General features: G+C 64.1%; 24 protein-coding genes, 1 tRNA gene and 1 pseudogene. 11 read left to right on the top strand and 15 right to left on the bottom strand.

All coding sequences use genetic code 11. From position 1 onward, the window contains the following. Positions 1-361 precede the first annotated feature (361 nt). From ACFR99_RS02260 to ACFR99_RS02240, 5 genes are all read right to left on the bottom strand, one after another. Positions 362-607, bottom strand: a complete 246-nt coding sequence (locus tag ACFR99_RS02260; RefSeq protein ID WP_390283967.1) for a DUF7861 family protein — start codon at positions 605-607, stop codon at positions 362-364. Between the two features lie 173 nt (positions 608-780). Further along, complete coding sequence (locus ACFR99_RS02255; protein WP_390283965.1) at positions 781-1,728, bottom strand: isocitrate lyase/PEP mutase family protein; 948 nt, start codon at positions 1,726-1,728, stop codon at positions 781-783. 60 nt (positions 1,729-1,788) lie between these two features. Beyond that, positions 1,789-2,424, bottom strand: coding sequence for an isochorismatase family protein (locus ACFR99_RS02250; RefSeq protein WP_390283963.1), 636 nt, complete (start codon positions 2,422-2,424; stop codon positions 1,789-1,791). Positions 2,425-2,454: 30 nt separating this feature from the next. Further along, entirely contained in the window at positions 2,455-4,311 is a 1,857-nt protein-coding gene (locus tag ACFR99_RS02245) for a hydantoinase B/oxoprolinase family protein (protein ID WP_390283961.1), read from the bottom strand. Beyond that, positions 4,308-6,368: a hydantoinase/oxoprolinase family protein gene (locus ACFR99_RS02240; protein WP_390283959.1), complete on the bottom strand. Its 2,061-nt coding sequence runs from the start codon at positions 6,366-6,368 to the stop codon at positions 4,308-4,310. Before ACFR99_RS02240 ends, ACFR99_RS02245 begins: the two co-directional genes overlap by 4 nt. Before the next feature lie 189 nt (positions 6,369-6,557). Between ACFR99_RS02240 and ACFR99_RS02235 the strand changes: the two genes are divergently transcribed. Then, positions 6,558-9,251, top strand: a complete 2,694-nt coding sequence (locus ACFR99_RS02235) for a PAS domain S-box protein (RefSeq protein ID WP_390283957.1) — start codon at positions 6,558-6,560, stop codon at positions 9,249-9,251. A gap of 9 nt (positions 9,252-9,260) precedes the next feature. On the opposite strand, the gene ACFR99_RS02230 is transcribed toward ACFR99_RS02235, so the two are convergent. Continuing rightward, positions 9,261-9,923 carry a helix-turn-helix domain-containing protein gene (locus ACFR99_RS02230; protein ID WP_390283955.1) on the bottom strand — a complete coding sequence of 221 codons (663 nt, stop codon included), beginning with the start codon at positions 9,921-9,923 and terminating at the stop codon, positions 9,261-9,263. Positions 9,924-10,077: 154 nt separating this feature from the next. Between ACFR99_RS02230 and ACFR99_RS02225 the strand changes: the two genes are divergently transcribed. Further along, positions 10,078-10,254 carry a protein translocase SEC61 complex subunit gamma gene (locus ACFR99_RS02225; protein ID WP_390283953.1) on the top strand — a complete coding sequence of 59 codons (177 nt, stop codon included), beginning with the start codon at positions 10,078-10,080 and terminating at the stop codon, positions 10,252-10,254. Next, positions 10,254-10,691 (top strand): transcription elongation factor Spt5, encoded by a 438-nt coding sequence (locus ACFR99_RS02220; protein ID WP_008012489.1) that lies wholly within the window; start codon positions 10,254-10,256, stop codon positions 10,689-10,691. Before ACFR99_RS02225 ends, ACFR99_RS02220 begins: the two co-directional genes overlap by 1 nt. A 244-nt stretch (positions 10,692-10,935) precedes the next feature. On the opposite strand, the gene ACFR99_RS02215 is transcribed toward ACFR99_RS02220, so the two are convergent. Next, complete coding sequence (locus tag ACFR99_RS02215; protein ID WP_390283950.1) at positions 10,936-11,223, bottom strand: DUF7565 family protein; 288 nt, start codon at positions 11,221-11,223, stop codon at positions 10,936-10,938. Between the two features lie 203 nt (positions 11,224-11,426). Here ACFR99_RS02215 and ACFR99_RS02210 point away from each other — a divergent pair, with 203 nt between their 5' ends. Next, positions 11,427-12,179, top strand: coding sequence for a PHP-associated domain-containing protein (locus ACFR99_RS02210; RefSeq protein WP_390284165.1), 753 nt, complete (start codon positions 11,427-11,429; stop codon positions 12,177-12,179). Here ACFR99_RS02210 and ACFR99_RS02205 read toward each other — a convergent pair. From ACFR99_RS02205 to ACFR99_RS02190, 4 genes and pseudogenes are all read right to left on the bottom strand, one after another. Further along, entirely contained in the window at positions 12,173-12,619 is a 447-nt protein-coding gene (locus ACFR99_RS02205; RefSeq protein ID WP_390283948.1) for a Mut7-C RNAse domain-containing protein, read from the bottom strand. The two genes, ACFR99_RS02210 and ACFR99_RS02205, sit on opposite strands and share 7 nt — an antisense overlap. Positions 12,620-12,623: 4 nt before the next feature. After that, positions 12,624-14,375, bottom strand: a complete 1,752-nt coding sequence (gene polX, locus ACFR99_RS02200; protein WP_390283946.1) for a DNA polymerase/3'-5' exonuclease PolX — start codon at positions 14,373-14,375, stop codon at positions 12,624-12,626. Then, the gene (locus tag ACFR99_RS02195) at positions 14,372-14,812 is read right to left on the bottom strand and encodes a DUF5788 family protein (RefSeq protein ID WP_390283944.1); all 441 of its coding nucleotides are present in this window, start codon (positions 14,810-14,812) and stop codon (positions 14,372-14,374) included. Before ACFR99_RS02195 ends, polX begins: the two co-directional genes overlap by 4 nt. A 56-nt stretch (positions 14,813-14,868) precedes the next feature. After that, positions 14,869-15,011: pseudogene (locus ACFR99_RS02190) on the bottom strand (IS6 family transposase); the annotation flags it as partial. Between the two features lie 228 nt (positions 15,012-15,239). On the opposite strand from ACFR99_RS02190, the gene ACFR99_RS02185 reads away from it, so the two are divergent. The 3 genes from ACFR99_RS02185 to ACFR99_RS02175 all read left to right on the top strand — a co-directional run bounded on the left by ACFR99_RS02185 (position 15,240) and on the right by ACFR99_RS02175 (position 18,192). After that, a complete protein-coding gene (locus ACFR99_RS02185) occupies positions 15,240-16,160 on the top strand; it encodes a rhomboid family intramembrane serine protease (RefSeq protein ID WP_390283942.1) in 921 nt (306 codons plus the stop codon). 71 nt (positions 16,161-16,231) lie between these two features. Further along, positions 16,232-17,023, top strand: coding sequence for an endonuclease V (locus tag ACFR99_RS02180; RefSeq protein ID WP_390283940.1), 792 nt, complete (start codon positions 16,232-16,234; stop codon positions 17,021-17,023). 236 nt (positions 17,024-17,259) lie between these two features. After that, positions 17,260-18,192 (top strand): SDR family oxidoreductase, encoded by a 933-nt coding sequence (locus tag ACFR99_RS02175; protein WP_390283938.1) that lies wholly within the window; start codon positions 17,260-17,262, stop codon positions 18,190-18,192. Between the two features lie 47 nt (positions 18,193-18,239). On the opposite strand, the gene ACFR99_RS02170 is transcribed toward ACFR99_RS02175, so the two are convergent. Then, positions 18,240-18,767 (bottom strand): DUF7097 family protein, encoded by a 528-nt coding sequence (locus ACFR99_RS02170; RefSeq protein WP_390283936.1) that lies wholly within the window; start codon positions 18,765-18,767, stop codon positions 18,240-18,242. A gap of 114 nt (positions 18,768-18,881) precedes the next feature. Here ACFR99_RS02170 and ACFR99_RS02165 point away from each other — a divergent pair, with 114 nt between their 5' ends. The 3 genes from ACFR99_RS02165 (at position 18,882) to ACFR99_RS02155 (ending at position 21,404) form a co-directional block, all read left to right on the top strand. Next, positions 18,882-19,232, top strand: coding sequence for an ArsR family transcriptional regulator (locus ACFR99_RS02165; RefSeq protein WP_390283934.1), 351 nt, complete (start codon positions 18,882-18,884; stop codon positions 19,230-19,232). Positions 19,233-19,298: 66 nt separating this feature from the next. Next, a complete protein-coding gene (locus ACFR99_RS02160; protein ID WP_390283932.1) occupies positions 19,299-19,691 on the top strand; it encodes a DUF192 domain-containing protein in 393 nt (130 codons plus the stop codon). Between the two features lie 180 nt (positions 19,692-19,871). Then, positions 19,872-21,404 carry a (R)-citramalate synthase gene (locus ACFR99_RS02155; protein WP_390283930.1) on the top strand — a complete coding sequence of 511 codons (1,533 nt, stop codon included), beginning with the start codon at positions 19,872-19,874 and terminating at the stop codon, positions 21,402-21,404. A gap of 107 nt (positions 21,405-21,511) precedes the next feature. On the opposite strand, the gene ACFR99_RS02150 is transcribed toward ACFR99_RS02155, so the two are convergent. Next, positions 21,512-21,712 carry a hypothetical protein gene (locus tag ACFR99_RS02150; RefSeq protein WP_390283928.1) on the bottom strand — a complete coding sequence of 67 codons (201 nt, stop codon included), beginning with the start codon at positions 21,710-21,712 and terminating at the stop codon, positions 21,512-21,514. Positions 21,713-21,995: 283 nt separating this feature from the next. Between ACFR99_RS02150 and ACFR99_RS02145 the strand changes: the two genes are divergently transcribed. Further along, entirely contained in the window at positions 21,996-23,660 is a 1,665-nt protein-coding gene (locus ACFR99_RS02145; protein ID WP_390283927.1) for a right-handed parallel beta-helix repeat-containing protein, read from the top strand. A gap of 33 nt (positions 23,661-23,693) precedes the next feature. On the opposite strand, the gene ACFR99_RS02140 is transcribed toward ACFR99_RS02145, so the two are convergent. Both ACFR99_RS02140 and ACFR99_RS02135 read right to left on the bottom strand, forming a co-directional pair. Next, complete coding sequence (locus tag ACFR99_RS02140) at positions 23,694-25,340, bottom strand: 4Fe-4S ferredoxin N-terminal domain-containing protein (RefSeq protein ID WP_390284163.1); 1,647 nt, start codon at positions 25,338-25,340, stop codon at positions 23,694-23,696. A gap of 350 nt (positions 25,341-25,690) precedes the next feature. Next, positions 25,691-25,775, bottom strand: a tRNA-Ser gene (locus ACFR99_RS02135). Positions 25,776-25,793 lie beyond the last annotated feature (18 nt).

The raw sequence follows: 25,793 nt of genomic DNA, 5'->3' as shown, positions 1-25,793 counted from the left end.
GCTGAACTCCCGATTCCAATTCGCCGAATCCGACGTTCTGCGTGATTTCTGCGTCATCGGTCTCTAAGCTGGTCCCCTTCGAAAGAACGAACGCTTCGATCCTTGCCCGCCGGCTTCGACGTGGCTATCGGCTCACCACTGGCTCGAGACCGTCGCAGCTATCATCGATACGATAGCTGGCCGATCAAAGCCGGCTGCTTTCCGTCCTGCGTGTCTCGCAGGCCGTCCGTTTCGAAGCCAACACTTTCTTTCGAATACAGTGAAAGTCAATCGATACGATTATTTAGTCTTAACGCCGCCATTTCCGCGTTTCCAGTGATACGGTCTGCTGTACCGATGTCCCGGTACACCCGTAGGACGGCTACCCGCCGTGTTTCCGATACCAGACTCGAGCCCCGATCGGCGACTCTCCGTCGTCGAGATCCAGCCGGCGCAGGACCAACTCACGAATAGCGGTCGTGACGACGAGTTCGATCGTGTCGCACCCGTCGGTTCGGACCTCGAAGACGCAGTGTCCGTCCCGCTCGCTGATGCGTTCGATCGTTCCGACGGACCACCGCTCGATGTCGTGGGTCGGTTTCCGGGCGTGAATTCGGTCGTGCGTCACGTGTAAACAGATGCCAATCGGGTAGTTGAAGGTCGCGGCTCGCAGGTGCCGGTCGCCGATCCGGATTCTTCTATAGTAACAACTGAAACTGTTTACACACTGATCGCATAGCCTTCGTGCGATCAGGTGTGCACTGACTTTCAGTGGCTACTATATCCCCCTCGAGAACGCGGCTATTCGGACTCGAGGTCGTCCCCAAGCGAGTCCTCGTATTTGTCCTGTTCCTGGTCGGGGAGGTACTGTCGTTCCCACTCGACGACCTCGGGGAAGCCCGAAAACTCGTGGAGGCTTCCGACTGGCTGGGAATTGAACGCGTCGTCGATATCTCGCATCGCCGCCACGGGGTCGTCCGCGAAGGTGCTGAGGTCCGCGTAGACGTTCGCGATCGTCGACAGCGTCGACGTGATGGGGAACAACACGACGTCGAAGCCCCACTCCTCGAGCGACGCGAGGTCGACGTACGGCGAGGAGCCGAGATCGCCGACGAAATTGTAGACGAGCGGTCCGTCGACCTCCCGGCCGATGCGCTCGAGTTCCGTGTCGTCGGTCGGGCCCTCGACGAACGCGACGTCAGCGCCGGCCGCGAGGAAGTCGTTGGCGCGGCCGATCGCCTCGTCGAGCGAGCCGTCACCCGTACCGCGGGCGTCGGTGCGGGCGATGAGGACGAAGTCTTCGGCGCGGTCGTCCCGAACGTCGGCTGCGGCTTCGATCTTGCCGACCGCTTCCTCGCGCGGGATGACCTGTCGGCCCTTCGTATGGCCACAGCGTTTCGGGAACGTCTGGTCTTCGATGTGGATTGCACCCACGCCGGCTTTGATGTACTCTCGAACGGTTCGGATGACGTTCGTCGCGTTCCCGTAGCCGTTGTCGGCGTCGGCGATCAGCGGCACGTCGATCCGCTCCTGGATGTTGCCGGCGTTTTCGATCATCTCGGGCATCGTGATGAAGCCGGCGTCGGGATAGCCGGTCTTCGACAGCGACGTCCCGTAGCCCGTCATGTAGATCGCGTCGAAGCCGACGGCGTCGGCAACTCTGGCAGTAAGCGGATCGTGGACGCCGGGACAGACCAGGAGTTCGTCGCGCTCGAGGTACGTTCGGAGCGTGGCACCGGAGTCGGTCATGGCCGATCACACGATTGTCGTGGCGAAGTCGGTGTCGATGCGGGTCGTTCGATGGGGTCGTTAGTCATTGGCAGAGAGGTGATCGAGGACGCTGTCGGTCGTGACGACATCGCCGTACTTCGCGTCGATGTCGAAGAGGTTCGCTCGGTGTGGTCCCTCGGCGCGGTCACCGACCGCGTCGGCCGGGACGATCGTTCGATAGCCGTGCTGGAGGCTATCGACGGCCGTCGCACGGATACAACCGCTCGTCGTGACGCCGGCGAGGACGAGCATATCGACGCGGTGTGTCGTCAGCTCCGTCTGCAGGTCGGTCCCGAAGAAGGCGCTCGCGTACTTTTTCAGGATGACGCGCTCGTCGTCGATAGGCGCGACCCGGTCGTCGACCTCGACCGCGTCGGTTCCGAGCCGAAGTTCGCGTAACGCGGGCACTTTCTCGACGAACCGACCGGCGTCGCCGTACGATTCCTCGTAGGCGACGGTCGTGAAGTATCGCGGTAGATCGTGTTCGCGAAAGGCCGCGAGCAGTCGCTCGGTCTGCTCGAGCACGCCAGTCACGTCCGAGCCGAGACTTGTCTCGGGATCGGTGAAGGCGTTTATCAGATCGACGACCAGCAACGCGGGCCGGTCGCCGAGGCCAACGCTCGTCCCGAAGTCGTCCGCGTCGTAGTGGGCGTCGATGTCGTGTGGCCAGTCCATGGTGTGCTATGGATGAGAGTCGGGTGTGGGTCAGTCGTGTCGCTCGGCGAACTCCCGGCGCTCGGCGGCGATGCGTTCTTCGAGCGTCTCGTCGTCCGGCAGCGGCCCGTAGTCGAACGGCTCGAGGTTGTCACGCGTCTCCCGAACTTCCTCGCGTCGCTCGGCGGTGGCTGACTCGTCGACAGTGCCGTCGTCGGCGAGGACGATACCGTACTCCGTGCGCGCGGCCGACTCGGAGACGAGTCCGCGCTCGACTTCCGCGGCGACGACGTCGGGGTCGCGCTCGAGCGGATCGCCCAGCCCGCCGCCGCCGGCAGTGCTGAAGACGAGTTTGTCGCCCGCCTCCACGGCGACGTTTTCGACCTTCGAGGGGAGTTCCTCCTCGGTGCCGTCGGTGCGGATCAGTTTCTTCTCGCTCGTCTGGGCGTGGGAGCCACCGTCGACACCCCACGGGTACGTGTGCGCGCGGTCGTCCTGGAACGTGATCGCGCCCGGTTCCTCGAAGGTGTATACCTTGGTGATGCCGTGGCCGCCGCGGAACTCGCCGGCACCGCCGGTGTCGGCGCGGGTGCTGTACTCGTCGATGGTCAATGGGTAGTAGGCCTCCTGGTACTCCGCGGGCACAGTTCGAAACAGCGGCCACCACGAGTGGCCGTCGAGCCCGTCGCCGCCCGGCCGTGCCGGGATGCCGCCGTAGAGGATCTCGAGCATCTGGAAGTCGTTGCCTTCCGAGTCCGTGCCGGCGTAGACGAGGTTCGGGGACGTGCCGTAGCTGCCCGCCACCGAGAAGCCGTCGATGAGCTTCGAGAACGTCGCCTGCAGCACGTCGAACTGGCGGGCCATCATCGGCAGGCGGTTGCCGAGCGCCGCCGGGAACTCCGGCTGGACCACGGTGCCTTCGGGCAGCGTCACCTCGAAGAGGTCGTAGTAGCCGTCGTTGAACGTCAGCAGTGGGTCGAAGGCCATGATGAGGAAGACCCCGGTGAACATCTTGAACATCTGTTCGTTCAACAGGAAGTTCACCGTCCCCGGCACCTGCTCGTCCGTGCCAGTCCAGTCGAGGTAGACCGTCTCTCCCTCCCGGTAGATCTCGAGGTGGAGTTTGATCGGGCCGTTGCCCATGCCGTCGTCGTCGACGTAGTCCTCGAACGTGTAGCGTTCACCCTCCGGGATGAACTCGTGGATCAGATCGATCATCCCGTCGCGGGTACGGTCGAGGATGGCGTCGCAGGCCTCGACGTACGTCTCCTTGCCGAAGCGGTCACAGAGTTCGTGAACGCGTGTTTCGGCGGCTTTCGTCCCCGCCGCCAGTGCCTTGATGTCGGCCTCGGCGTGTTCTGGCAGGCGCGTGTTGTGGGCGAACGTCTCGAGTAGCTCGCTGTCGAACTCGCCTTCCTTGTAGAGTTTGACCGGCGGTAGCCGCATTCCCTCTTCGAAGATCGTACTGGCCTGGACGGGCATACTGCCGGGCGTCTTCCCGCCGACGTCCATCAGGTTGCCCCACTGGCTCGAAAAGCCCACGAGGTCGTCCTCGTAGAAGATGGGACGCAACAGGAGCATGTCGGGGGTGTGCGAGACAGCCCCGGCGCACATGTAGGGGTCGTTGGTCGCGATCACGTCGCCGTCCGCCAAGTCCGCGCGGTCGAACGGCGAGTTCTCGAGGATAGTGTCGATCGCAGAGCCGAACTGGCCCATGACCATTCGTCCTTCGGCGTCGGCGATGAGCGGGAACTGGTCGGACTGTTCGCGGATGACGGGGCTGATCGCCGTCGTTTCGACGACCCGGTCCATCTCGTGGCGGGTGTTCGAGAGCGTGCTCTCGATGATGTCCAGGGTGGTCTGGTCGATGTCGTGCTCGCCGACGAACTCAGGCGTCGTGTCGCTCATTGGCTCTCACCTCTGTTGATTTCGATGTTGGCATAGCGGTCGATGGTCGCGGTGTGATCCGGCTGGACGACGACCGTCGAGTCGTCGTCGGTGACGATGGCTGGCCCGTCGAGTTCGTTACCCGACTGCAACTCGGCCCTGTCGTAGATCGGCGTCTCGTGGTAGTCGCCGTCGAAGTACACGTCGCTGACGTCGATTTCGGCGTCGCTCGGGTCCGAACCGGCTAGCGCTCGTTCTTCGATGGTAACGCCCTGCAGCGTCCCGTTCCCGATGACACGGAGGTTCGCGATCTCGAGTGGCGCATCGAGCGAGAAGCCGAACTGGCGGTCGTGGCGCGCCTCGAAGTCGTTTTTGATCTCCGCGAGTCCGGTTTCGTGGAGGTTCTCGATGTCGACCGGGATCGACATCTGGATGTCCTGGCGGAAGTAGCGACACTCGGCGAAGTACTCGAATTCGTGATCGGCCTCGTCGACGCCTTCGGAGACGAGCCACTCGCTCGCTTCGTCCTCGAGCGCGCGCAGTTCCTCGTAGACGTCCTCGCCGTCGACGTCGGTCTCGGTCTCTAAGTAAGTCTCCGAGAATTCGTTTTGGATATCCGAGGTGAGGAAGCCGAAGGCCGACATCACGCCCGGTCCCGGGGGAATGAGTAGCGGATAGGCGTCCATCACGTCCGCGAGCGCGTTCGCGTGCATCGGGCCGGCCCCGCCGAAGGCGACGAGCCCGAACTCCCGCGGGTCGTAGCCACGCTCGACGGAGACGACGCGCAGCGCGCCGTGCATGTTCTCGTTGACGATGTCGAGAACCGCCTGTGCGGCCTCTTCGACCGTGCTGTCACGCTCGTCGGCGATCGTCGCCACGGCGTCGCGGGCTGCCTCCCGGTCGAGGTCCATTCGGCCGCCGAGTTGGACCGTCTCCGGGATGCGACCGAGCACGACGTTGGCGTCCGTGACGGTCGGCGCGTCGCCGCCCTGCCCGTAACACGCAGGCCCTGGGTCTGCGCCGGCGCTCTCCGGACCGACCTGCAGCGAGCCGTTCAACTGCACGCGAGCGATCGAGCCGCCGCCGGCCCCGACCGTGTTCACGTCGACCGAGCGGGATTTGAACTCCCGATAGCCGACCTTCGTCTGCCGGGTCGTCTCGGGCGTCCCACCCTCGACGAGCGAGACGTCGGTCGAGGTGCCACCCATATCGAGCGTCAACACGTCCGGGACGCCCTTCTTCGACGCGATCGTCGCCGCACCGACGACGCCACCGCTCGGTCCCGAGAGGGCGAGTTCGACCGGCCGCTCCTTTGCGGCCGCCGAACTCATCAGGCCGCCGTCGGACCGAACGACGTTCATCGTGGCCGACGAGCCAGCGTCCGTCAGCGACTCGTCTAAGTCCTCGAGATAGTCGATCACCGTCGGCCGCGCGTAGTCGTTGATGACGGTCGTCAGCGTCCGTTCGTACTCGCCGTACTCCGGGACGATGTCGGCGGAGATCGACACCGGCAGCTCTGGGGCCTCCTCGGCGACGATCTCGCGGACGCGCTCTTCGTGGGCGGGGTTGAGATACGAATTCAGTAACGCGACGGTCAGCGACTCGACGCCGGCAGCCTCGAGATCGCGGACGGCGTCTCTGACCGCTGCCTCGTCGAGCGGTTCGGTCTCCTCACCCGTCGGCGAACTGATCGTCCCGGCGACGCCGCGCGTGTCGACCAGATCGGCAAGCGGCTCCGGTTTCTCCATGTCCATCCATCCATAAAGTGGGCCGGGCGTCCACGCCCGTGCCAGATGGAGGATGTCCTCGTGGCCGGCAGTCGTGATGAGTCCGACGCGAGCCCCCGTCTCCTCCAAGAGCATGTTCGTCACGACCGTCGTGCCGTGGAACAGCAGGTCGAGTTCGGAGACGTCGGTCCCCGCCTTCGCCGTTGCCTCTTCGACGCCGCGGAGAACGCCTTCCGATGGATTCCCGGGCGTGGAGAGCACCTTGTCTATCGTGAGTTCGTGCGTCGATTCGTCGAAGACGATGACGTCCGTGAACGTCCCACCGACGTCGACGCCGAGATTATGTGTCATGTGGTATCGTGTCGTATGGCACATTCCACGTTGGGAGAGTAAGGGTTCCCCCAACAGCTGTTGGTGGTTTATACCGTGGCCACACGAACGATCGTCGCCGTCGCTCGAGCCGTCCCGTATCGGCAATTCGACTGCCACTCGAGTGTGGGCCACCACACCATGTAAATCGGTTCGGGTTTAATTACCTCTATGAGCGACGTGGCCGGCATCTCGAACGACCTCTTTCGAAGCGAGGAGAGCGTTTCCGACTCGCTTCGACGCTGTCGCACGCTCGTCAACGCCATCGACGACGGGATTTTCCAGCTGAACGCCGAGGGCCGGTTCGTCGCCATCAACGACGCTATCGTGTCGATGACGGGGTATCCGCGAGCGGACCTCCTCGGCGAGCACGTCTCGACCGTCATTTCGGCGCTAGACGCAAAGCGGCTGGAGAACGCGATCCAGACGCACCTCGAGCAGGGCGTCGATCCCGACACGACGTTCAATCTCGCTGTCGAGACCGCTGCTGGCGAGCGGGTTTCCTGTGAACTCCGGGTGAGCCTGCTCGTGGCCGACGGGGAACTCGAGGGGACTGTCGGCGTCGTTCGGGCAGTCGACGACCGCGACCCGACGAACGTGCAACTGCCGTCGACCTGGATGGCGTCCGACTCGATCGCGTCCGTCATCGACGAGGCCGACGTCGGCGTGTTCGTCCTCGATGACGCGTTCGACGTCGTGTGGGCCGACGAAACGATCGAGGAGTACTTCGGCCTCGTACGGGACGAGATCATCGGCCGGGACAAGCCGACGCTGATTCAGGAGACGATCCGTGATCGTCTCGCCGACTCCGAGACGTTCGCGGAGACGGTACTGGCTACCTACGAGAGCAACACCTCCGTCGAGCAGTTCGAGTGTCGGGTGACGGCCGGCACGGATCGCGAGGAGCGCTGGCTCGAACACCGCAGCAGACCGATCGAGTCAGGGCCGTACGCCGGTGGACGCATCGAACTGTACTACGACATCACCGACCGGAAAGAAGCGCAACGAGCCAGAGAGGAGAGCGAACAGCGGTTTCAGTCGCTCGTCGACGCCGTCGACGAGTACGCGATCTTCATGCTCGACCCCGACGGATACGTCCGGAGCTGGAACGAAGGGGCCGAACGGATCAAAGGCTACGGGGCGGCGGAGATCATCGGCGAGCACTTTTCGACGTTCTACACTGACGAGGATCGGGCCGCCAGCGTGCCGGAAGCTAATCTAGCGTACGCACGAGAGGCGGGGTCGACCGAGGACGAAGGCTGGCGCGTTCGGTCGGACGGGTCGCGATTCTGGGCGAACGTGACGATAACGGCCATCTACGACGAGGGCGAGTTGCAAGGCTATGCGAAGGTAACCCGTGATATGACCGACCGCCGTGAACGGGAGCAGCGACTGCGCCGCGAGCACGAACTCAGCGAGCAGATTCTGGAAACGAGCCCCGTTGGCATCGCGGTCGTGAATCGAGACGGATCGACGCCCCGGGCCAACGAACGGATGGCAGAACTGCTCGACCTCCCGAGCGACGACGAGTCGACCTATACCACCGCCCAACGAGACATGTACGACACGAACGGCGAGTTCATCCCGATCGAGGAACGACCCGTCCCCCACGTCTTCGAAACGGGAGACCCCGTGACCGACCGAGAGATCCGTCTGGATCGACCGGAGGGACAGCAGTGGCTCTCGATAAACGCCAGACCGATCACCGACGAGCAGGGTGAACCCGAGCAAGTCGTCGAGACGGCGACCGACATCACCGATCTCAAAGAGCTAGCACAGCGGCGCAAACGGGAACTCGAGGAACGCGAGGAGGAACTGGCCGCCGTCCAGCTCGCGACGAATCTCCTCGAGACCGGCGAGCAGTCGTCCGAAGAGTTGTTAGCGGAGTTCGTAACACACCTCCCACAGTTTTTCCACTATCCGGAGCGAGCCGCTGCGCGCGTCTCGGTCGGCGACACCGAAGCGACCACGAAGGCTACCGACTCGCTCGATCGCCGGATCACCGCGTCCACCAGTACGGTCACCGGCACACCGATTACGATCGAGATCGCCCTTCCCGAAAGCCACGCGTCTCCGGATGCCGACACGGCCAACTTTTCCGACGAGGAAGCGGAACTGCTCGAGACACTCGCGACGCTGCTGAAGCTCCACTTCGACCGCCGCGAGTACATCGAGGAGTTACAGGCCTCGAACGAGCGCTTAGAGCAGTTTGCGTACGCTGTCTCACATGACCTGCAGGAACCACTCCGGATGATCACCAGCTACTTACAGCTGATCGAAGGCCGCTACGGCGACGCTCTCGACGAGGACGGCGAGGAGTTTCTCGCCTACGCCATCGACGGCGCCGAGCGCATGCGCGAGATGATCGATGGCCTGCTCGAGTACTCTCGCGTCGAAACCCGCGGTGATCCCTTCGAACAGATCGAGCTCGACGCAGTGCTGTCGGACGTCCTCGAAGATCTGCAGCTCTCGATCGAGGAACACGACGCCGAGATCACGGCCGAGTCGCTGCCGACCGTCGTGGGTGATGCTAGCCAGCTCCGGCAGGTGTTTCAGAACCTGCTCGACAACGCCATCGAGTACAGCGGCGACGAGCCACCACGAGTCCATATTAGCGCCGAGCGGACGGGAGACGAGTGGACGATCTCGGTCCACGATGAAGGGATCGGGCTCGATCCCGACGACAGCGAACGCGTCTTCGACGTGTTCCAGCGACTGCACACGCGTGAGGAACACGCCGGCACCGGGATCGGGCTCGCGCTCTGTCGGCGGATCGTCGAGCGCCACGACGGCGAGATCTGGATCGATTCCGAGCCCGGCGAGGGGACGACGGTTTCATTTACGCTGCCGGCTACGGATTCGTGACCTCGCGCTTCACTCGTCTCCCATCCCGATCCGTTCGAACTGCCGCCGGCCGGTCCGTTTGTGGCCGTCTGCCATCGCCGACGACAACACCGCGCGTTCGGCTTTTCGAAGGTGCTCGTGGAGCGTCGCGCGACTGATCTCGAGTTCCGCCGCCAGCTCCTCGTTCGTGATCCCCCTTGGCCAGTCGTAGTACCCACGTGACAGTGCCTCGGCGACCACTTCGCGCTGGCGCTCGGTCAGCGTCGAGTCCGTGCTCACGCGAAACTCCTCGAGCTTGCCGAGCGTGACCGTTCCAAAGCCTTCCAGATCGTCGATAATGTGTTTGAGGTCCTCGCGCTGAAACACGAGGATGTTGTACTCTCGCTGGCGACCTGAGACCGTATTCGACCGGCGGAGCGTGCCGTGATTCTGGTAGATCGCCGAATACGCGCCACACGAGGGTTTGGTGACGAGCAGATTGCCATCGTCGAGGCGCTTGACGTGTTCGACGTGATCGGCGGCCTCGAGTTCGGCCTGAAAGGGATCCGTATGGGGACCAGCTCGGAGAACGAAGGTCACGAACCCGTTTTGGATCTCCTCGATCTCGATTGGGATCGGTTCGGCGACATCCGCTGTGAGCCGCCGGAGGATACATTCCCGGTGTTGGGTGAAGTGAACCGTCGCCGTAAACATCGCTGTCTGCCGTGGAAAAGACACCCATACGCAAAAAGCTACGTGCGGTGGCGACTGCTGGACACGAGTCTCGCCAGCGCGACCAGAACGACGTCGCCCATAGTCAGTAGACACGAAAGACAGATAAAAGACCCCACGCTGTGAATAGACAAATATGGACGTTCCGTACGACCTCACCTCGTACGTTCGGGTGTTGAAAATGGCGACGACACCCACTACCGAGGAGTTCCTTCAGGTATCGAAAATCGCCGGTGCAGGGATCTTGCTGGTCGGTCTCGTCGGGTTCCTCATCGGCACGATCATGGTGCTTCTGACCGGTGGTGGCATCTAATGGGGATCTTCGCTGTCAAAACGACGGCGAGCCAGGAGCGCACCGTCGCGGACATGATCATCAACCGCGAGGAGCCCGAGATCCACGCCGCGCTCGCGCCCGACTCGCTGACCTCCTACGTGATGGTCGAAGCCGACGGCGACGCCGTCCTCAATCGCGTTCTCGAGGACATCCCCCACGCCCGGAGCATCGTCCCCGGCGAATCGGATATCTCGGAGGTCGAACACTTCCTCTCGCCCAAACCGGACGTCGAGGGCATCGCCGAGGGCGACATCGTCGAACTCATCGCCGGCCCGTTCAAAGGCGAGAAGGCGCAAGTCCAGCGCATCGACGAAGGCAAAGATCAGGTGACGGTCGAACTGTACGAGGCGACGGTTCCGATTCCGGTGACGGTACGTGGCGACCAGATTCGCGTACTGGATTCCGACGAGCGATAGCGAGTCGGGACGTTTTATACTAAATTTTGCGAGGAGCGGTGACCGACGCGGAGCGAGGTCACCCGACGACGTAAAATTTAGGAGCGCGACGGTTCCGATTCCGGTGACGGTGCGTGGCGACCTGATTCGCGTACTCGACAGCGACGAGCGCTAAACGCCGGAACTGATTCTGTTTCGTCGAGCCGACACTGCTCGGTATCGGGTTCTATGCAGCCACCACAAGCGTGGAGTATCCCCTCGAGGACTATCGTTTCAGTTCCGTCGCGATCGCTTGCATATCCGCGACGGATTCGACCTCCTCGAGCAACTCCTCCCGTTCCCGGACTGCTTCGGAACTGGCGCCGTAGGCGCGGACGTATTCGGCGCGGCTGTGTTCGGTAAACGTGTGGCGGATCGCGAGGTAGCCGTCCGGCACGATGGTGCCACAGACCTGACACTCGCGGCGCTCGTGCTCTGTTGCCTGATGGACGACGGCAGACTCGACGTCCTCGAACCCTGCACCGCAGTCATCGATTCCGCATTCCCAGGCCATTCGATACGCCCACTCGAACGGCCGTCCTAATGATCTTTTCGCAGCGAAACGCATTGGCCAGAAGGAGCGTGTCCCAGACGATTCCAACCGTCGATGTTGACGCTGACCGATGACTGAGGGGTGATGCTCGTCATCGCTCGCGCCACCACAAAATCAGAATTCATAACTCAATTGTGCCAGAAGTGACCGTCGTGACCGACGGAGTGACGTTCCGAGTAGACTGTCACGTGAAGGTGCTTGACGACCGCGTGGTCGAGCGGGCCAAACAGGCCGGCCTCGACGCACTCGTCTACGCACCCCACTTCACCCGCCTCCCGGAGATCCGCGAGCGCACCGCGGCCTACTCCGACGACGAGCTGCTGGTGATCCCCGCCCGCGAGGTGTTTACCGGCACCTGGCGCAATCGCAAGCACGTCCTCGCACTCGGTCTCGAGGAACCGGTCCCGGATTTCATCCCACTCGAGACGGCGATGGCCGAATTCGAACGCCAGGACGCGACGGTGCTCGTTCCGCATCCGACGTTCGCGAACGTCAGTCTCGAGCGGTCCGATCTCGAAGCGTACGCGAAGACGATCGACGCCCTCGAGATTTTCAACCCGAAACATTTCCCGATGCACAATCGCCGCGCACGGACTCTCGGGGAGGCGTTTTCGCTCCCGCCGATTACCTCCTCGTATGCACACCTCCCGCGAACGGTTGGGGTCGCCCACACCGCCTTCGAGACGCCAATCGAAAGCGAAGCCGACCTCGTGACAGCGCTGCGCGATGGGGTCGCTCGCCGCGTCGTTTATAAAAGCGGACTCAATCGATGGGCGACGACGGCAACGGAACTCGGCCACCTCGTCTACGAGAACACGTGGGAGAAGGTCGATCGGCTGTTTCTGTCGGGTACCGAACCGACCCATCCCGAGCACATCGCCTACGACGGGCGGTTCGACGACGAGGCCGTCTACTGAATTTTCGCGAGCGTCTCCGCGACGCGGTCCCAGTGACTGCCGCGCCAGAAATACTGCCCACAGTCGCGACAGCGCCAGACCGCGACGTCGGCTGGATCGGGCGCGTACTCGGGTGTCGACGCCGTCGATTCGACGCGCCCGAGCGGGCCGTTACACCGGCCACAGAACGCGGGCTCGTCGGCCAGCGAGAGGTCGACACCCGCGGCGGCGAGTTCTCCGAGTTGTTCTTCGACGCCGCGAGACTCGAGAAGGATCGAGTCGTCGGCCCGGTTCGCGAGGGCGACGTCTCGCGTGATGAGCGTCCGCGCTTCGTCTCGAGCGACCGCGAGGAGGTCGTCGTCGGCCTCGAGGCCCCGATCACCGGCGTAGACGGTGTCGTGGTTGCACATCCGCAGATAGGTAACGATCCCACCGCACATGACGTCGACGAGCGAGCGCATGGTGTCAGTGGAGGAACTCGCGGACGGCCGCGAGGTCCCAGGTGTTGACCACGTCGGCCGGCTCGGCCCACCCGCGGCGCGCGGTGTGGACGCCCCAGCGCATGTACTCGAGCGTCGCGGGCTGGTGGGAATCGGTGTCGATCGCGATCGGCGCGCCCTCCTCGAGAACCGCCTGGACGGCGCTCCCCCAGAGGTCGAGTCGACGGGGATCGCTGTTGACCTCGAGGGCGGTGTCGTGCTCGGCGGCGGCCCGGCCGACTGCCGTCACGTCGTAGTCGAGTCCCGACCGCTGGTTGAGCAGGCGGCCACTGGGATGTCCCAGCACGTCGATCGCGGGGTTCTCGGCCGCGCGGACGAGTCGGTCTGTCGCCGTCTCGGCGTCCTGGTCGAGCGCGCTGTGTGTCGAGGCGACGATCACGTCCAGTTCGTCGATCACTTCGTCGGAGAGGTCGATCTCGCCGTCGGCATCGACGTTGGCCTCGATTCCTGCCAAGACTTCGAGCTCGGCGTCGTCACCGACCGCGCGGATTTCCTCGACCTGCTCTAAGATCTCGGTATCTGAGAGGCCCATCTCGCCGACGATCCCGGGGCCCTCGGCGTGGTCGGCGATCCCGAAGTAGTCGTAGCCCCGCTCGGCGGCGGCCTCGACCATCGTTTCGATGGTGGTGTTGCCGTCGGACCACTCGGTGTGGGTGTGAAAGTCGCCGCGGATATCGTCACGGGTGACGAGGGCCGGGAGCTCGCCGTTCTCGGCAGCCTCGATCTCGCCACGGTCTTCCCGCAGTTCCGGTGGGATCGACGGGAGCCCGAGTGCATCGTACATTCCCGCTTCGGTCTCGCCGGCGACACGCTCGCCGACACGCTGTCCCGCATCCGGATCGTCGATCTCGCTTACGTCGAACGCGCCGTACTCGTTCAACTTCATTCCGCGCTCGATCGCGTAGTTGCGCAGGCTGACGTTGTGGTCCTTGCTGCCCGTGAAGTACTGCAATGCGGAGCCGAACTCCTCGGGGACGACGACACGAAGATCCACCCGAATCTCACCGACGCGGACGCTTGCCTTCTCCGGACCTGACTCGATCTCGTCGTCGACCGAGTCCCACGCGACGAACTGGTCGATTACGTCCTCGCGTGCGTCAGTCGCCACGAGCGCGTCGACGTCGCCGATCGTCGCACGCCACCGGCGAATCGACCCCGCCACCTCACACCGCTCGACAGCCTCGAGCGACTCGAGGAAGGCGAGGACATCGTCGGCCAGCGGCCGCGCCTCGCCGAGCAACTGGCGCTGGCCGACGGTGCGGGCGAACTCGAGGTTGTCGAGGATGTTCTGCTCGGTTTTCGGGCCGAAGCCTTTGACTTCCTGGATCTCACCGGCCTCGGCGGCCGCCTCGAGGTCGTCTAACGTCTCGACCCCGAGTTCGCGATAGAGTTTGCCGGCCGTTTTGGGGCCGACGCCCTCGATTCGGGTGATGTCGGCCATGTCGATCGGCAACTCGGCGCGGAGTTCCTCGAGTTCCTCGATCGAGCCGGTCTCGACGTACTCGACGATCTTCGAGGCGATCGCGTCGCCGACGCCGTCGATGTTCTCGATGGCCGCGCGGTCGCCGGTGTCCACGCGGTCGGCGATCGGCGACGGGTGGGCGCGGACGTTCTCGGCCGCCCGGCGGTACGCCCGGGGTTTGTACTCGACGCCGTCGGCCTCGAGCAAGTCGGCGAACTCCTCGAAGCGGGCGGCAAGTTCGGCGTTGGTCGTCATCGGCCCCTCCGCACGCTGGCGTCGTCGTCCTGGCCAAGTGCCTTCTTCAGGAACGACATCCAGCGCTTGCGGTCCTGTGCTTGCTGGACTTTCTGCTCGCGCTCGAGATCCGTCGGCCCGAGACTCTCGAGGGCGTTGAGTGCCCGATCGATGCCGATGATGCTCTGGGCGAGTTCCTCGCCCTCCTCGCGGGTGATGTCGCCTTCCTCGATCTGCTCGAGGCGCTCGAGGCGCTCGCGGCGCAGGTTCTTCTTCGCCTGCTCGACGCGTTCGCGCTCACCCGAGGGAATCGTTTCACGGCGCTTGATCTCGAAGACGAACGTCCGGAGGTCGATCTCCTCCCCCTGGACCGTGATCGTCTCGGGGATGTCCGCGCCGACGGTCGCACCCTCGCGCTCGACACGCTCGAGCAGTTGCTTGCGCTCGTACTCTTGCACGACCGAATATGGGCGGCGGGGAGGCAAAAATGTACAGTCCGCGGCGCATATGGTGTTCAGATACGCTGATCCTGTGGGAAGCTGAACGATTTGAGCCAATCGTCAGCTGTTCCGGCTTTAGTGTTGCTGAAACGGGTTGAGAAGGCAATAGTTCGGCGGAAATACGTTCGACAGCGCTCCGATGTCCGTGCCGACCGTCTTTGAAATAGCAGCCGTATCGATTCTAGGTATCTTGGAACTGATCTCTCAAAAAGATCAGAGAATGCACGCGGGGTGACACAGCAATCCTGTCGGGTAGGCACCCCGTACGGACAGTGACAAAAACGAGGGGGGTCCGTTCGCCACACCTACTGATCGCGTCGGTCACTGTGAAATAATCCGGGCAAAACCCCAAATCCCTTAGCGACGCCGCACATACCTCTGGTCAATGGCCAAGTGCGACGTGTGTGGGAAAGACGAAAACATGCCGTACAACTGTCGGCACTGTGGTGGCACGTACTGTGCCGACCATCGGCTCCCGGAGAATCACAATTGTACGGGGCTCGAAAACTGGAACGATCCGCAGGGTGTCTTCGACAGCGGCTTCGACGAGAGCGTCAGCTCAGGTGGGGACACGTCACGGGCCTCGCGTCTCACAGACAAACTCCCGATCGATACCGGCCCGGGCGGGCCGCTGGCGTACTTCCGCGGGAACGCGACCTACACGTTCCTCGCGTTGATGTGGCTGACGTTTCTCGCACAGTGGCTCGTGCTGTTGGTCGCCGGCTCGGCGCTCCACCAGTCGCTGTTCATGCTGACGTCGTGGAACGTCGCGTACGTCTGGACGTGGGTTACGTCGGTCTTCGCTCATAGTCCGGGGAACTTCATGCACATCGTCGGGAACAGCATCGTGCTGTTCTTCTTCGGGCCGCTCGTCGAGCGCTACATCGGCTCGCGTGACTTCGCGATCCTGTTTCTCGTCAGCGGTGCGATCGCCGGCCTCGGACAGGTCGCGATTTCGGCCGCACAGGGCGCGCCGACCGCCGTCCTCGGGGCCAGCGGCGCGGCGCTCGCGATCATGGGCGTCTTGACGGTTCTGAACCCCGACCTCAAGGTGTACCTCTACTTCATCCTCCCGGTGCCGATCTGGCTGCTGACTGCCGGTTACGCCCTCTTCAGCGTGTTCTTCCTTTCGGTCGGTGGCGGCGGCCCGATCGCTCACGGGGCCCACCTCATCGGCCTCGTGATCGGCCTCGCCTACGGACAGTACGTCAAGCGAAACCGGAACCTCAGCGCGCCGAGTCGCCTCGAGTTCGGCGGTGGCGGCCCCGGCGGCCCGGGTGGTCCCGGCGGTCGCCGCCGGTTCTGACCGCTCCACGTTTCGCGTTCGCACTGCCACACCCACGCAACTGATTTTCGTCCGGCCGCTATCGCAACCCGATGAGTCAGCCCCGGCCAGACCTCGCGCCCGATCCCGGCCTCTCGCGTGCGGAGATGGAAGCCCTCCAGCGCGAGGTCGCCGACGTCGCGGTCTTCGAGGACGACTTCGCGTTCGATCCCGCCACACTCTCGAATCCACTCGCTACGACCGCCAGCGGCGGCGAGCCACCGGTCGTCGTCGGCGTCGACCAGTCGTTTCTCACGAACGCGGCCGGCGAGCAGGATCGCGGCTTAAGCGCCGTCGTCGCCACCCGCGGCGGCGAGGTAATCGAGCGGGTCCACGCCGTCACCGGCCTCGAGATTCCCTACATTCCCGGCCTCCTGTCCTTTCGCGAAGGCGGACCGATCCTCGCTGCCCTCGAGGAACTGTCCGTCGATCCCGACCTCCTCTTGTTCGACGGCAGCGGCCGCATCCACTTCCGGCAGGCCGGCATCGCGACACACATGGGCGTGGTCCGTGACGTGCCCAGTATCGGCGTCGCGAAGAGCCTGCTCTGTGGCCGCCCGCGTGAGGACACTGACGGCCTCCCGGTGGGCTCGAGAGTTGCCATCGAGGCGAACGCACGAGTTGACGCCCCCGACGGCACCCTGCTCGGCTACGCCGTCCAGACCCGCCAGTACGACTCGCCGAATCGCCACATCAATCCGCTGTACGTCAGCTCTGGCCATCGTGTCGGCCCCGAGACGGCGGCCGATATCGTCCTCGAGTTAGCCACGTCGTACAAACTCCCCGAACCAGTGCGACTCGCCGACAAGTACGCCGACGAAGCCAAGCAGGAATTCGGAGAGTAGGCTTGCGGACCAGTCACTGGCGACCGCTACCCGATCAACCGCTGCGGCGGATGGGACTGAAAGGGGACGGATCGCTGAGCGCGAACATAGTGAGCGCTCAGCGATCCGGGGGCTTTCGGGGGCGTTGCTGTCGCCGAACAGGCAGCTACCCCATCTCGACCTGATTCTCATCCGGAACTAACGACTAGCGCGACAAACCGTCGATACTTAGGTATCGTCTCCCGAACCGGTCACGTATGGCTACCGCTGAGGACGTCGAGGGGACAGCCGACGACGGACCGGACGGCACCGTCGTCGAGGACGACCGCGAGACCGCCACGGCCGAGACAGACCGCTACACGCGCAAGAAATCAGTGCTGATCACCGGCTGCTCGTCCGGTATCGGCCGCGCGACCGCTCGAGCCTTCCTCGCTGCGGACTGGCAGGTCTTCGCGACGGCGCGGAACGTCGACGACCTTGCCGACCTCGAGGAGGCGGGCTGTGAGACGCGTGCCCTCGACGTCACCGATCCCGAGGCAGTCGCGACGGCTGTCGAGGAAACCGTCGACGTCGCCGGCTCGATCGACTGTGTCGTCAACAACGCTGGCTACGCCCAGATGGGTCCGCTCGAGGACGTCGCCACGGTCGATCTCCACCGGCAGTTCGACGTCAACGTCTACGGCCCCCACCGGCTCACGCGGGCCGCCTTGCCACACATGCGCGCCCAGGGCGAGGGACGGATCATCAACGTCTCGAGTATCATCGGCCGGATCTCGCTGCCCGGCGCGGGTGCCTACGCCGGCTCGAAACACGCCCTCGAGGCGATGAGCGACGCCTTACGCGGTGAAGCCGAGGAGTTCGGGATCGACGTCGTCGTGGTCGAACCCGGGCCGGTCGAGACGAACTTCAGTGATCGCGTCGACGAGGAACTCCCCGAAGACGAGCGGACGCCGGCCTACGAGGGGCTGTACGACCTGTACGACGAGGCGCAACTGATCGGTGGCGGCAGCGGCGGTCCCTTCGCCTCCGATCCCGACGACGTGGCCGAGGCGATTCTCGAGGCTGCGACCAGCCCCGATCCGCCGGCCCGGTATCCGGTCGGTCCGCTCGCCCAGTACGGTAGCTACGCGCGCTATCTCCCGGACCGACTGCGTGATGCAGTCTACGGCCTCCTCAGAAAACTCGCGTAGGCTCCGTTCTCTCTTGGGATTCTGTTTTCTCTCGAGACAGCGACACGCTACTCGTCTCGATCGTATCGCTCCGCCGCCGACTCGAAGCCCAGTTCCGACTGCTCGCGGCTGCGCCGCTCCTCGAGGGCTGCGATCGCCTCGGGATCCACTGCAGCGTCGTCGGTGATCCGTGCCCACGAATCGTGAACTTTCGAGTGGCACCATCGGCAGAGATAGACCGTGATCTCGTGGGAGAGGGTGTCGCCGTCGCGCGAATAGGAGAGGTGGTGTTCCTCGAGCAGCGGACGCTCGTCGTCGTGGGCCAGCCGCTTTTCCTCGAGGCCACAGCGGACGCACTCGCGGTCGCGGTTCCGCGAACGGAAGTGCGGACAGTCGGCCCACGACCAGCCGGACTCGGGATCGACGACGGGACACGCGTACTCCTCGTTCGCACGCTCGCGGGCAAACGCGGGGTCGTGCTCGTAGTGATCGAAGGCGTACCGGCAGTTCCCGTCGCCGGTAAGGTAGTCGCAGACGCCCGCGAACTCGTAGGGATCGTCGACGCCGACGGAGGTACCCTGCGGCGTTTTTTCCATCGTCGGCGTGGGTAGGGCTCGAGGGATGTTGAATCGCCCGGCCCGATCGGCGTGTCGTCCCGGAGGGTCGGGATTGCCGATGGGATTTTGCCGCCGGCCTGCATCGTATCGAATATGCTACCGATCGACGACACCGAGACGCTCCTCTCGGCCGAGGACGTGGTCGACGCCATCGACGCGATCGGGGATCGCGACCGACTCGAGGTCGCGTATACGGTGTACGACCATCCGGACGAGGGCGTCACTGCCCCGGAGATCGCAGCCGAGCTGGAGGTGCCGGAAGACGAAATCGATGCCCGGATCGACGCGCTGGTCGATGGCGGCGTCGTCACCGAACGGATGGCCTGTCTGGTCGACTGTTCGATCGACGGCCCGCAGTACGAACTCACCGAGTTCGGCCGCCTGCTCTTCGAGGAGGGCGTTCTGTCGCTGTTCGATGCCGCGTCGGCGGTCAGCGAGCTGTAGGCACGGCACTGCTGGTCCCACGGCGCTGTCGGGACCTTTTTCTCGTCGCCACGCAGACTCGAGGGCGTGCGCCTCGTCCACGAATCGACTGCCGACGGGCCGACCGTCGGCGATCCATCCGCCGACGGCACCGACCGCGCCGTGCTGGCGACGACGGTCGACCTCGCGGACTCACTCGTCAGCCAGACCCGCGGGCTGATGTTTCGCCGCTCCTTGCCCGACGACTACGCGCTCGTCTTTCGGTTCGACTCGACCAGGACCCGCGACCTCCACATGCTGTTCGTCTTCGTCCCCCTCGACGCCGTCTGGGTCGTCGACGGCGTCGTCCAGCGCGTCGAACGGCTGCGGCCGTGGCGTAGCTTCGCTCGCGACCGAGCCGATCTGATCGTCGAACTGCCGGCCGGTAGCGCTGCCGACGTCGAACCCGGCGATCGGCTGGTCCTCGAGGACGAGCGGTAACCCCTCGATGCCGTGGCAACGCCAGCCGATGACCGGCGGATTTAAGTCAGCATGATCCGTTAGCCTGCAGTACAATGGCACGCCATACGCCATCTGACGAGGATAGAGGAAGTCGGGGCAACCCGGCTGGGCGTGAAATTCTCCGACGAACGTAACCGCAGTACTTCCAACTCACCACTCTTGCCTGTAAGTCACTCACCCGAAGAGACGATCGCATCGGACCGTACAGTGCGCCTTCTCGACACGACGCTTCGCGACGGCGAGCAAGCCCCTGGCGTCTCGCTGTCGCCGGACGAAAAAGTCGAAATCGCTCGAGCCCTTGAGCGGGCCGGCGTCTCGACCATCGAAGCCGGCAGCGCCTGTACCGGCGCGGGTGAGCGACAGGCCATCTCGCGGGTCACTGACCTCGATCTCGACGCCCGTATCACGAGCTTCTGTCGCGGCATCAAAGGCGACATCGACCTCGCGCTGGAGTGTGACGTCGACGGCGTCCACATCGTCGTTCCCGCAAGCGACCGCCACGTCGAGGGCAAGGTCGGTACCTCCCACGAGGACAACCTCGAGAAAACAGCCGAACTCGTCGCCTACGCGAAAGACCACGACCTCTGGGTCGAGGTCATCGGCGAGGACGGCTCGCGGGCCGACCTCGACTACCTCGAGGAGCTCGCCGAGGCGTCGCTCGATGCGGGCGCTGATCGCTTCTGTTTCGCCGACACCGTCGGCCACACGGGACCGGAACACACCTACGAGGCCGTCGCCCGGCTCGCCGAGCTGGGGCCGGTCAGTGCCCACACCCACGACGACCTCGGACTGGGCGTGGCCAACGCGCTCGCGGCCATCTCGGCGGGTGCGGATCTCGTCCACTGTACGGTCAACGGCCTCGGCGAACGCGCCGGCAACGTCGCTTTAGAAGAGGTCGCGATCGCGCTCGACCACGTCTACGACGTCGAAACGCTCGATCTCGAGGAACTGTACGACCTCGCACAGATCGTCTCGCGGGCGACCGGCGTCCAGCTCCCGCCGAACAAGGCCGTCATCGGCGAGAACGCCTTCACCCACGAGAGCGGCATCCACACCGACGGCACGCTCAAAGACGACAAGATGTACGAGCCCTATCCGCCCGAGACTGTCGGGCGCGAACGCCGGCTCGCACTCGGGAAACACACTGGCCGCGCGGGCGTCAAGGCCACGCTCGAGGAACACGACGTCGAGGCCGACGACGACGAGATCGCCGAGATCGCCACGCGCGTCACCGAACTCGGCGACCGCGGCCGCCGCGTGACCGACGCCGATCTGCTGGCGATCGCCGAGGACGTCACCGGCGAGGACCGCGATCGGGTCGTCGACCTGCTCGATCTCACCGCCACCAGCGGCGGGGCCGTCCCGACGGCCAGCATCCGACTCGACGTCGACGGTGAGGAACGCGTCGCCAGCGGGACCGGCTCCGGCCCCGTCGACGCCGCCGTCTCGGCCGTCCGCGAGGCGCTTGGCTCGATGGCCGACGCCGAACTCGAGTCCTATCACGTCGACGCAGTGACGGGGGGCACCGACGCCGTCGTCACCGTCGAGGTGACGATGGCCCGCAACGACCGCTCGGTGACGGTCGCCCGCAGCGAGGCCGATATTACCCGCGCCAGCGTCACGGCGATGGTCGACGCGCTCGATCGTCTGCTGGCAGCCGATCAGCAACCGCTCGCGCCGGCTGACGACTGACGATAGTCGTTACTGGCAATCGGCTTCGGTCGCTGACCGGGACAGGTCGCTTTCTGCGATTCGATCCGACAGCGTTGGCAGTGTCGACTCTCCGACCCTGTGTCTTCCTACTCCTGTCGGAACGGGTCACTGACGACGTTCCACGGATCGAGCAGGTACACGCTCGCGAGAAACAGCGCGAGTACGACGACGAACAGGCGAGCCGCTCCGCTCACCGACGACGGAACTCCGAGGTCGAGGGTCGTGGCCATCACGAGCGCGACCGCGATCCAGAGGCCCCCGACGACCAGTCGCTTTCGACGGTCCATAGTCGTTCGTTCGACTCGAGTCGCTTGAATACGTGTGGTTTCGGACAGATCGGATCCGGTATGTCGTCTCGAGGAGGTGGGAGGAATGGGTCACGATTCGAGACGGATCTAGTCGGCGGTTTCTCCGCGAGGGGACGGGATTGCACCCTCGAGAGATATCAGTTCCTACTAACCGTCTCCGCGACAGTTGCAGGCAGACAACGGCCCGTCGACCGTTTGCAACACTGAAATTGTCAGTAGATCACCGATAACAAATCATCGAATTCATGACTGTCCGCTCGAGATGGAAGACAACCATCAGCAAGAACCATCGGCAAGGGAAACAGGAAAGACGACGCGTCGTTCGTACATCAAACGACTCGGTGCGCTGGGTCTCGGTGGCGCACTCGCCAGTGCCGCCGCGTCGAGTTCGCAGGGCGTCGGCGTCGCTGCGGCGCAATCCCGAGGTGCAGCAGGTGGGATAGCTGTCAGCAACTCGGGAACGACGATCGACGACGACGTGTCACATCTCGATTTCGGGACGTCGCTTTCCGCGACACAATCCGATGCGGACACCGTTCGCGTTCAGGGCGATACGAACCCGAACGTCGTCGACGTGCGCGACGACCTCGGCGTCGAACCCGGGGACGACGACCTGTGGGCCGCGATCGAGGCCCACTACGACTCCTTCGAACCGACGGACCGGAATCACTGCTACAGGATCCCCGCCGGAACGTGGTCCGTCGCGACCGACAACGTCCACTTCGACGCCCACGAGTACCTCGGCATCGTCGGTGACCCGTTCGCCGTTCTCGAGGTCACTGATCAGAACGTCGATCGCCTGATGACCGTCGGTTCGTTGGATGCGTCGCTTCCACACGCCCAGCGGACCGTCATGCGAAACCTGCAGATCGATATCCGCGGCGACTACGACACCGGTATCGGCCGCTGGTACACCTACCGGTACGGACACATGGAGAACGTCTCGATGCGCGGGAGACGGAATAAGCTCAACGACCGATACGGCGGGGATCGGCATACGATCCTCGTCGATGGGGTTCGGTCCTCGACGACGAACGTCATCAGTTGCTGTCATCTGAACAACGGCGATACGAAGTACGACCGATCGACCCACGTCGGCCACGCGATCCCGTTCAGTTCGGACGTCTACAACCACGGGACGAACTACTGGGAGGGGTGTCAGGTGTCCGACTACATCGATAACGGGATCTACGTCTCGGGAGACGACGGCCGAAACATCGTCACCGGCTGTCACGTCCGCAACTGCGCCGGAGCGGGCATCCGAATCGGCCCCAACGACTACGTGCAGGACTGTCAGATAACGATGACCGAACGGCCCGGCTATCCGTGGTCCGGACTCTGGCTCGAGAACGGCGGCGGGCAGCTGGTTTCCCAGCTACTGGTGAACAACCAAGTCGAGAAAAATACCGAAATCGTCCGCCTGACTCAGGACGGGCCGGCCCGGCTGACCGACGTCCACATCGCTGACGAGGGAACCGATGGCCGGGCGATCCGGGTCGACGACAACGACGACGCGCCAACCGTATTCGACGGGTGTACGATCACCGATCGCTCGAGTCCGTCGACGTCCGATTACGCCGTCTACGTCAGGTCGTCGAACGTCACGTTCAACGACTGCGAATTCGACATCGCTCCGCAGTCCGCGACGGATCGACACGGCGTCTTCGTCACGAACGGTGGCGACGAGATCGACCGGCTCACGCTCGATGCGTGCGCGATCGATTCCGACGGTGCAAGCCTCCGCTTCGCCGAGAGCGGGGTAGACCACACCGTCGAGCGCTCGTTCTTCGAGGGGCTCGTCATGAGCGACCCCGAGACGACACTCTCGACGGTCCTCTGGGTCGGTAATCGTCACCGCAGCGAGACGGTTTTCCGCGGCGAACGGTCACAGTGGCAGGGCGACTTCAACTTCGGATTCGAGGTCTGAACCGGGCCTGGCGGTGACGAGTCGCAGATGCAGTTACGACGAGTCGATCGGGCCCAGACCGACGGTTTCCTCTTCGAGGGCGTCCTGGCGTCTATTGAGCATGCCGACATCTTCGTAGGAGGTCGGCCCGGGGACCTGATGAGCGTTCGGGCCCGGTTCCTGGCCGAGATAGGTGACGTTCGGGTTCGTTCCGATATCTTCGAGGAGTTCGAACTCGTTCTCAGAGGGCGGGATGAACTCTTCGAGTCGTTGCTGGGCGACGCCTTCCCGATCGTTCACCGCGATGTCCTCGCTCGGTCCCTGGAACTGGTCGACCGTGAGGCCGAGTTCACTGAGCACCTCCTCGCTCTCGAGGTCGAGCCCGTGCTCCTGAAGGGCCGACACGACCCCGAGAACCGTCTCTTCCTGGCTCGGGAGGGTATCGCCCGGCGGTGCCTCCTGATCGTACTCGACGTTCGTGAGCCGGACCGCCGTCGCGAGCATGATTGACTGCTCGTCGAGGCCGTCGACGGCCTCGGTGATCGACGCCAGATCGGTACCGACGCCCTCGAGCATCGACGGGAGTTCGTCGGGCGAGGGCAAACTCGTACTCAGTCGGATGAGGGCTCGCGCTCTGGCCGGATTCTCCTGATATCGCGACGGGTCGCTGTTCGGGTTGTTCTTGTCGCCGAACTGGATGACACTCGGCGGACAGGCCACTTCGCAGGCCACGGTGCCGACGTTGCTTTCGCCGAAGTTGCCGTCCTGGCGCGCTGGATCGAAGATGCACTTCGACATGACACCGCGGGGAGCCCGACTGCTGACGCGCCGATCGCGATAGTCGTAGACCATGTCCGGACTGAGTTCCTCTTCGTCGACGTTCGGCTCTTCCCACTGGAAGTAGTTGACGCCGTACGGACAGGCGACCTGACAGTAGCGACACCCGATACAGACGTCGTAGTCGGTCAGTACCATCCCACCCTCCTCGCGAGTGTGGCGGGCCGTCGTCGGACACACTTTCTCGCACGGTGCGTCAGTACAGTGCTGACACGGCCGGACGAGGTAGTTGAAGTCGTGTTCGCTCTCGAAGTTGTCGGGTTCGGGCGACTCGACATCGCCGTCCTCGAACGCGAGGACGTACATCCAGTTGGCCCCCAGATCCCAGTTGTGCTCCGCGTTGCAGGCAGTCACACAGGAGAGACAACCGTCGCAGTACTCGAGGTCGATCGTCATCCCCCACTGCGTCGCGTCCTCGTCGGGCTGGACCTCACCCGGCTCTTCGACGGCTTCCTCCTCCTCGGGCTCTTGCTGGTCGACCGCCCCCCAACCGAGGCTAGCGAATCCGACGCCGGCACCGGCCTTCTTGAGCATCTCCCGGCGGGACTCCTCGCCGGCGACGACCTTCGAGAGCATCGCACCGACCCCTCCCTCGCCGTCCCCGTCGTCCGGGCTGGCGATCGGCCGCTCGTCCTCGCCGAACTCCTCCATCACGTCGTCGTGATACCGCTCGTGGAACTCCTCTTCCGAGAGTTCTCCCTTCGTGACCCGCATCGCGTCTTTCCCCATCTCCATCCCGAGTTCGGTGTCGTACTCGGTGTCGTCGAGCAGGTCCTCGAGTTCGTCCTGCCAGGATTCACCGAGCGGATGAAACGTCTCGTCGGTCGCGTCGGATCCTTCCTCCGCCGGGTCGTCGGAACTCATCGTTCCCTCCCTGTCGAAGTCGCCGGCTCGAGTGGCGTCCCAGCCGGTCGCCGTCGATTCCACCCTCCAGTCACTAATCGGGAAGATACTAACGTCGGATACATTGGTTCCTCGTGACAGCGAATCTACGTCAAGAGTTAGCATAGTGGTCGGCCTTGCATACGACGGGACAGTACCGGACTCCTGCGGTTGGCACCGGTCACGTCCCACTACAGTACCAACTGAACCGAATGACTTCCAGTAGGCCGTATGAAAGACTCGCGCCGCTACGCGTCGCTCACGGTGTCACCGTTCGCTTTTCGTGGTGCGTCGCACAACGGCACCGCTCGTCGTCTTGTGTCGCTGAGAAGCGCCGAGAGGGAGATTTGAACTCCCGAGTCCGTGAGGACAGCAGATTTCGAATCTGCCGCCTTGGCCGGGCTAGGCTATCTCGGCTCACTCACTTCTACTCGA

The organism is Haloarchaeobius amylolyticus, assembly GCF_042678045.1.
GTDB lineage: Archaea > Halobacteriota > Halobacteria > Halobacteriales > Natrialbaceae > Natrinema > Natrinema amylolyticus_A.
This window is presented reverse-complemented; position numbering and strand designations above follow the sequence as displayed.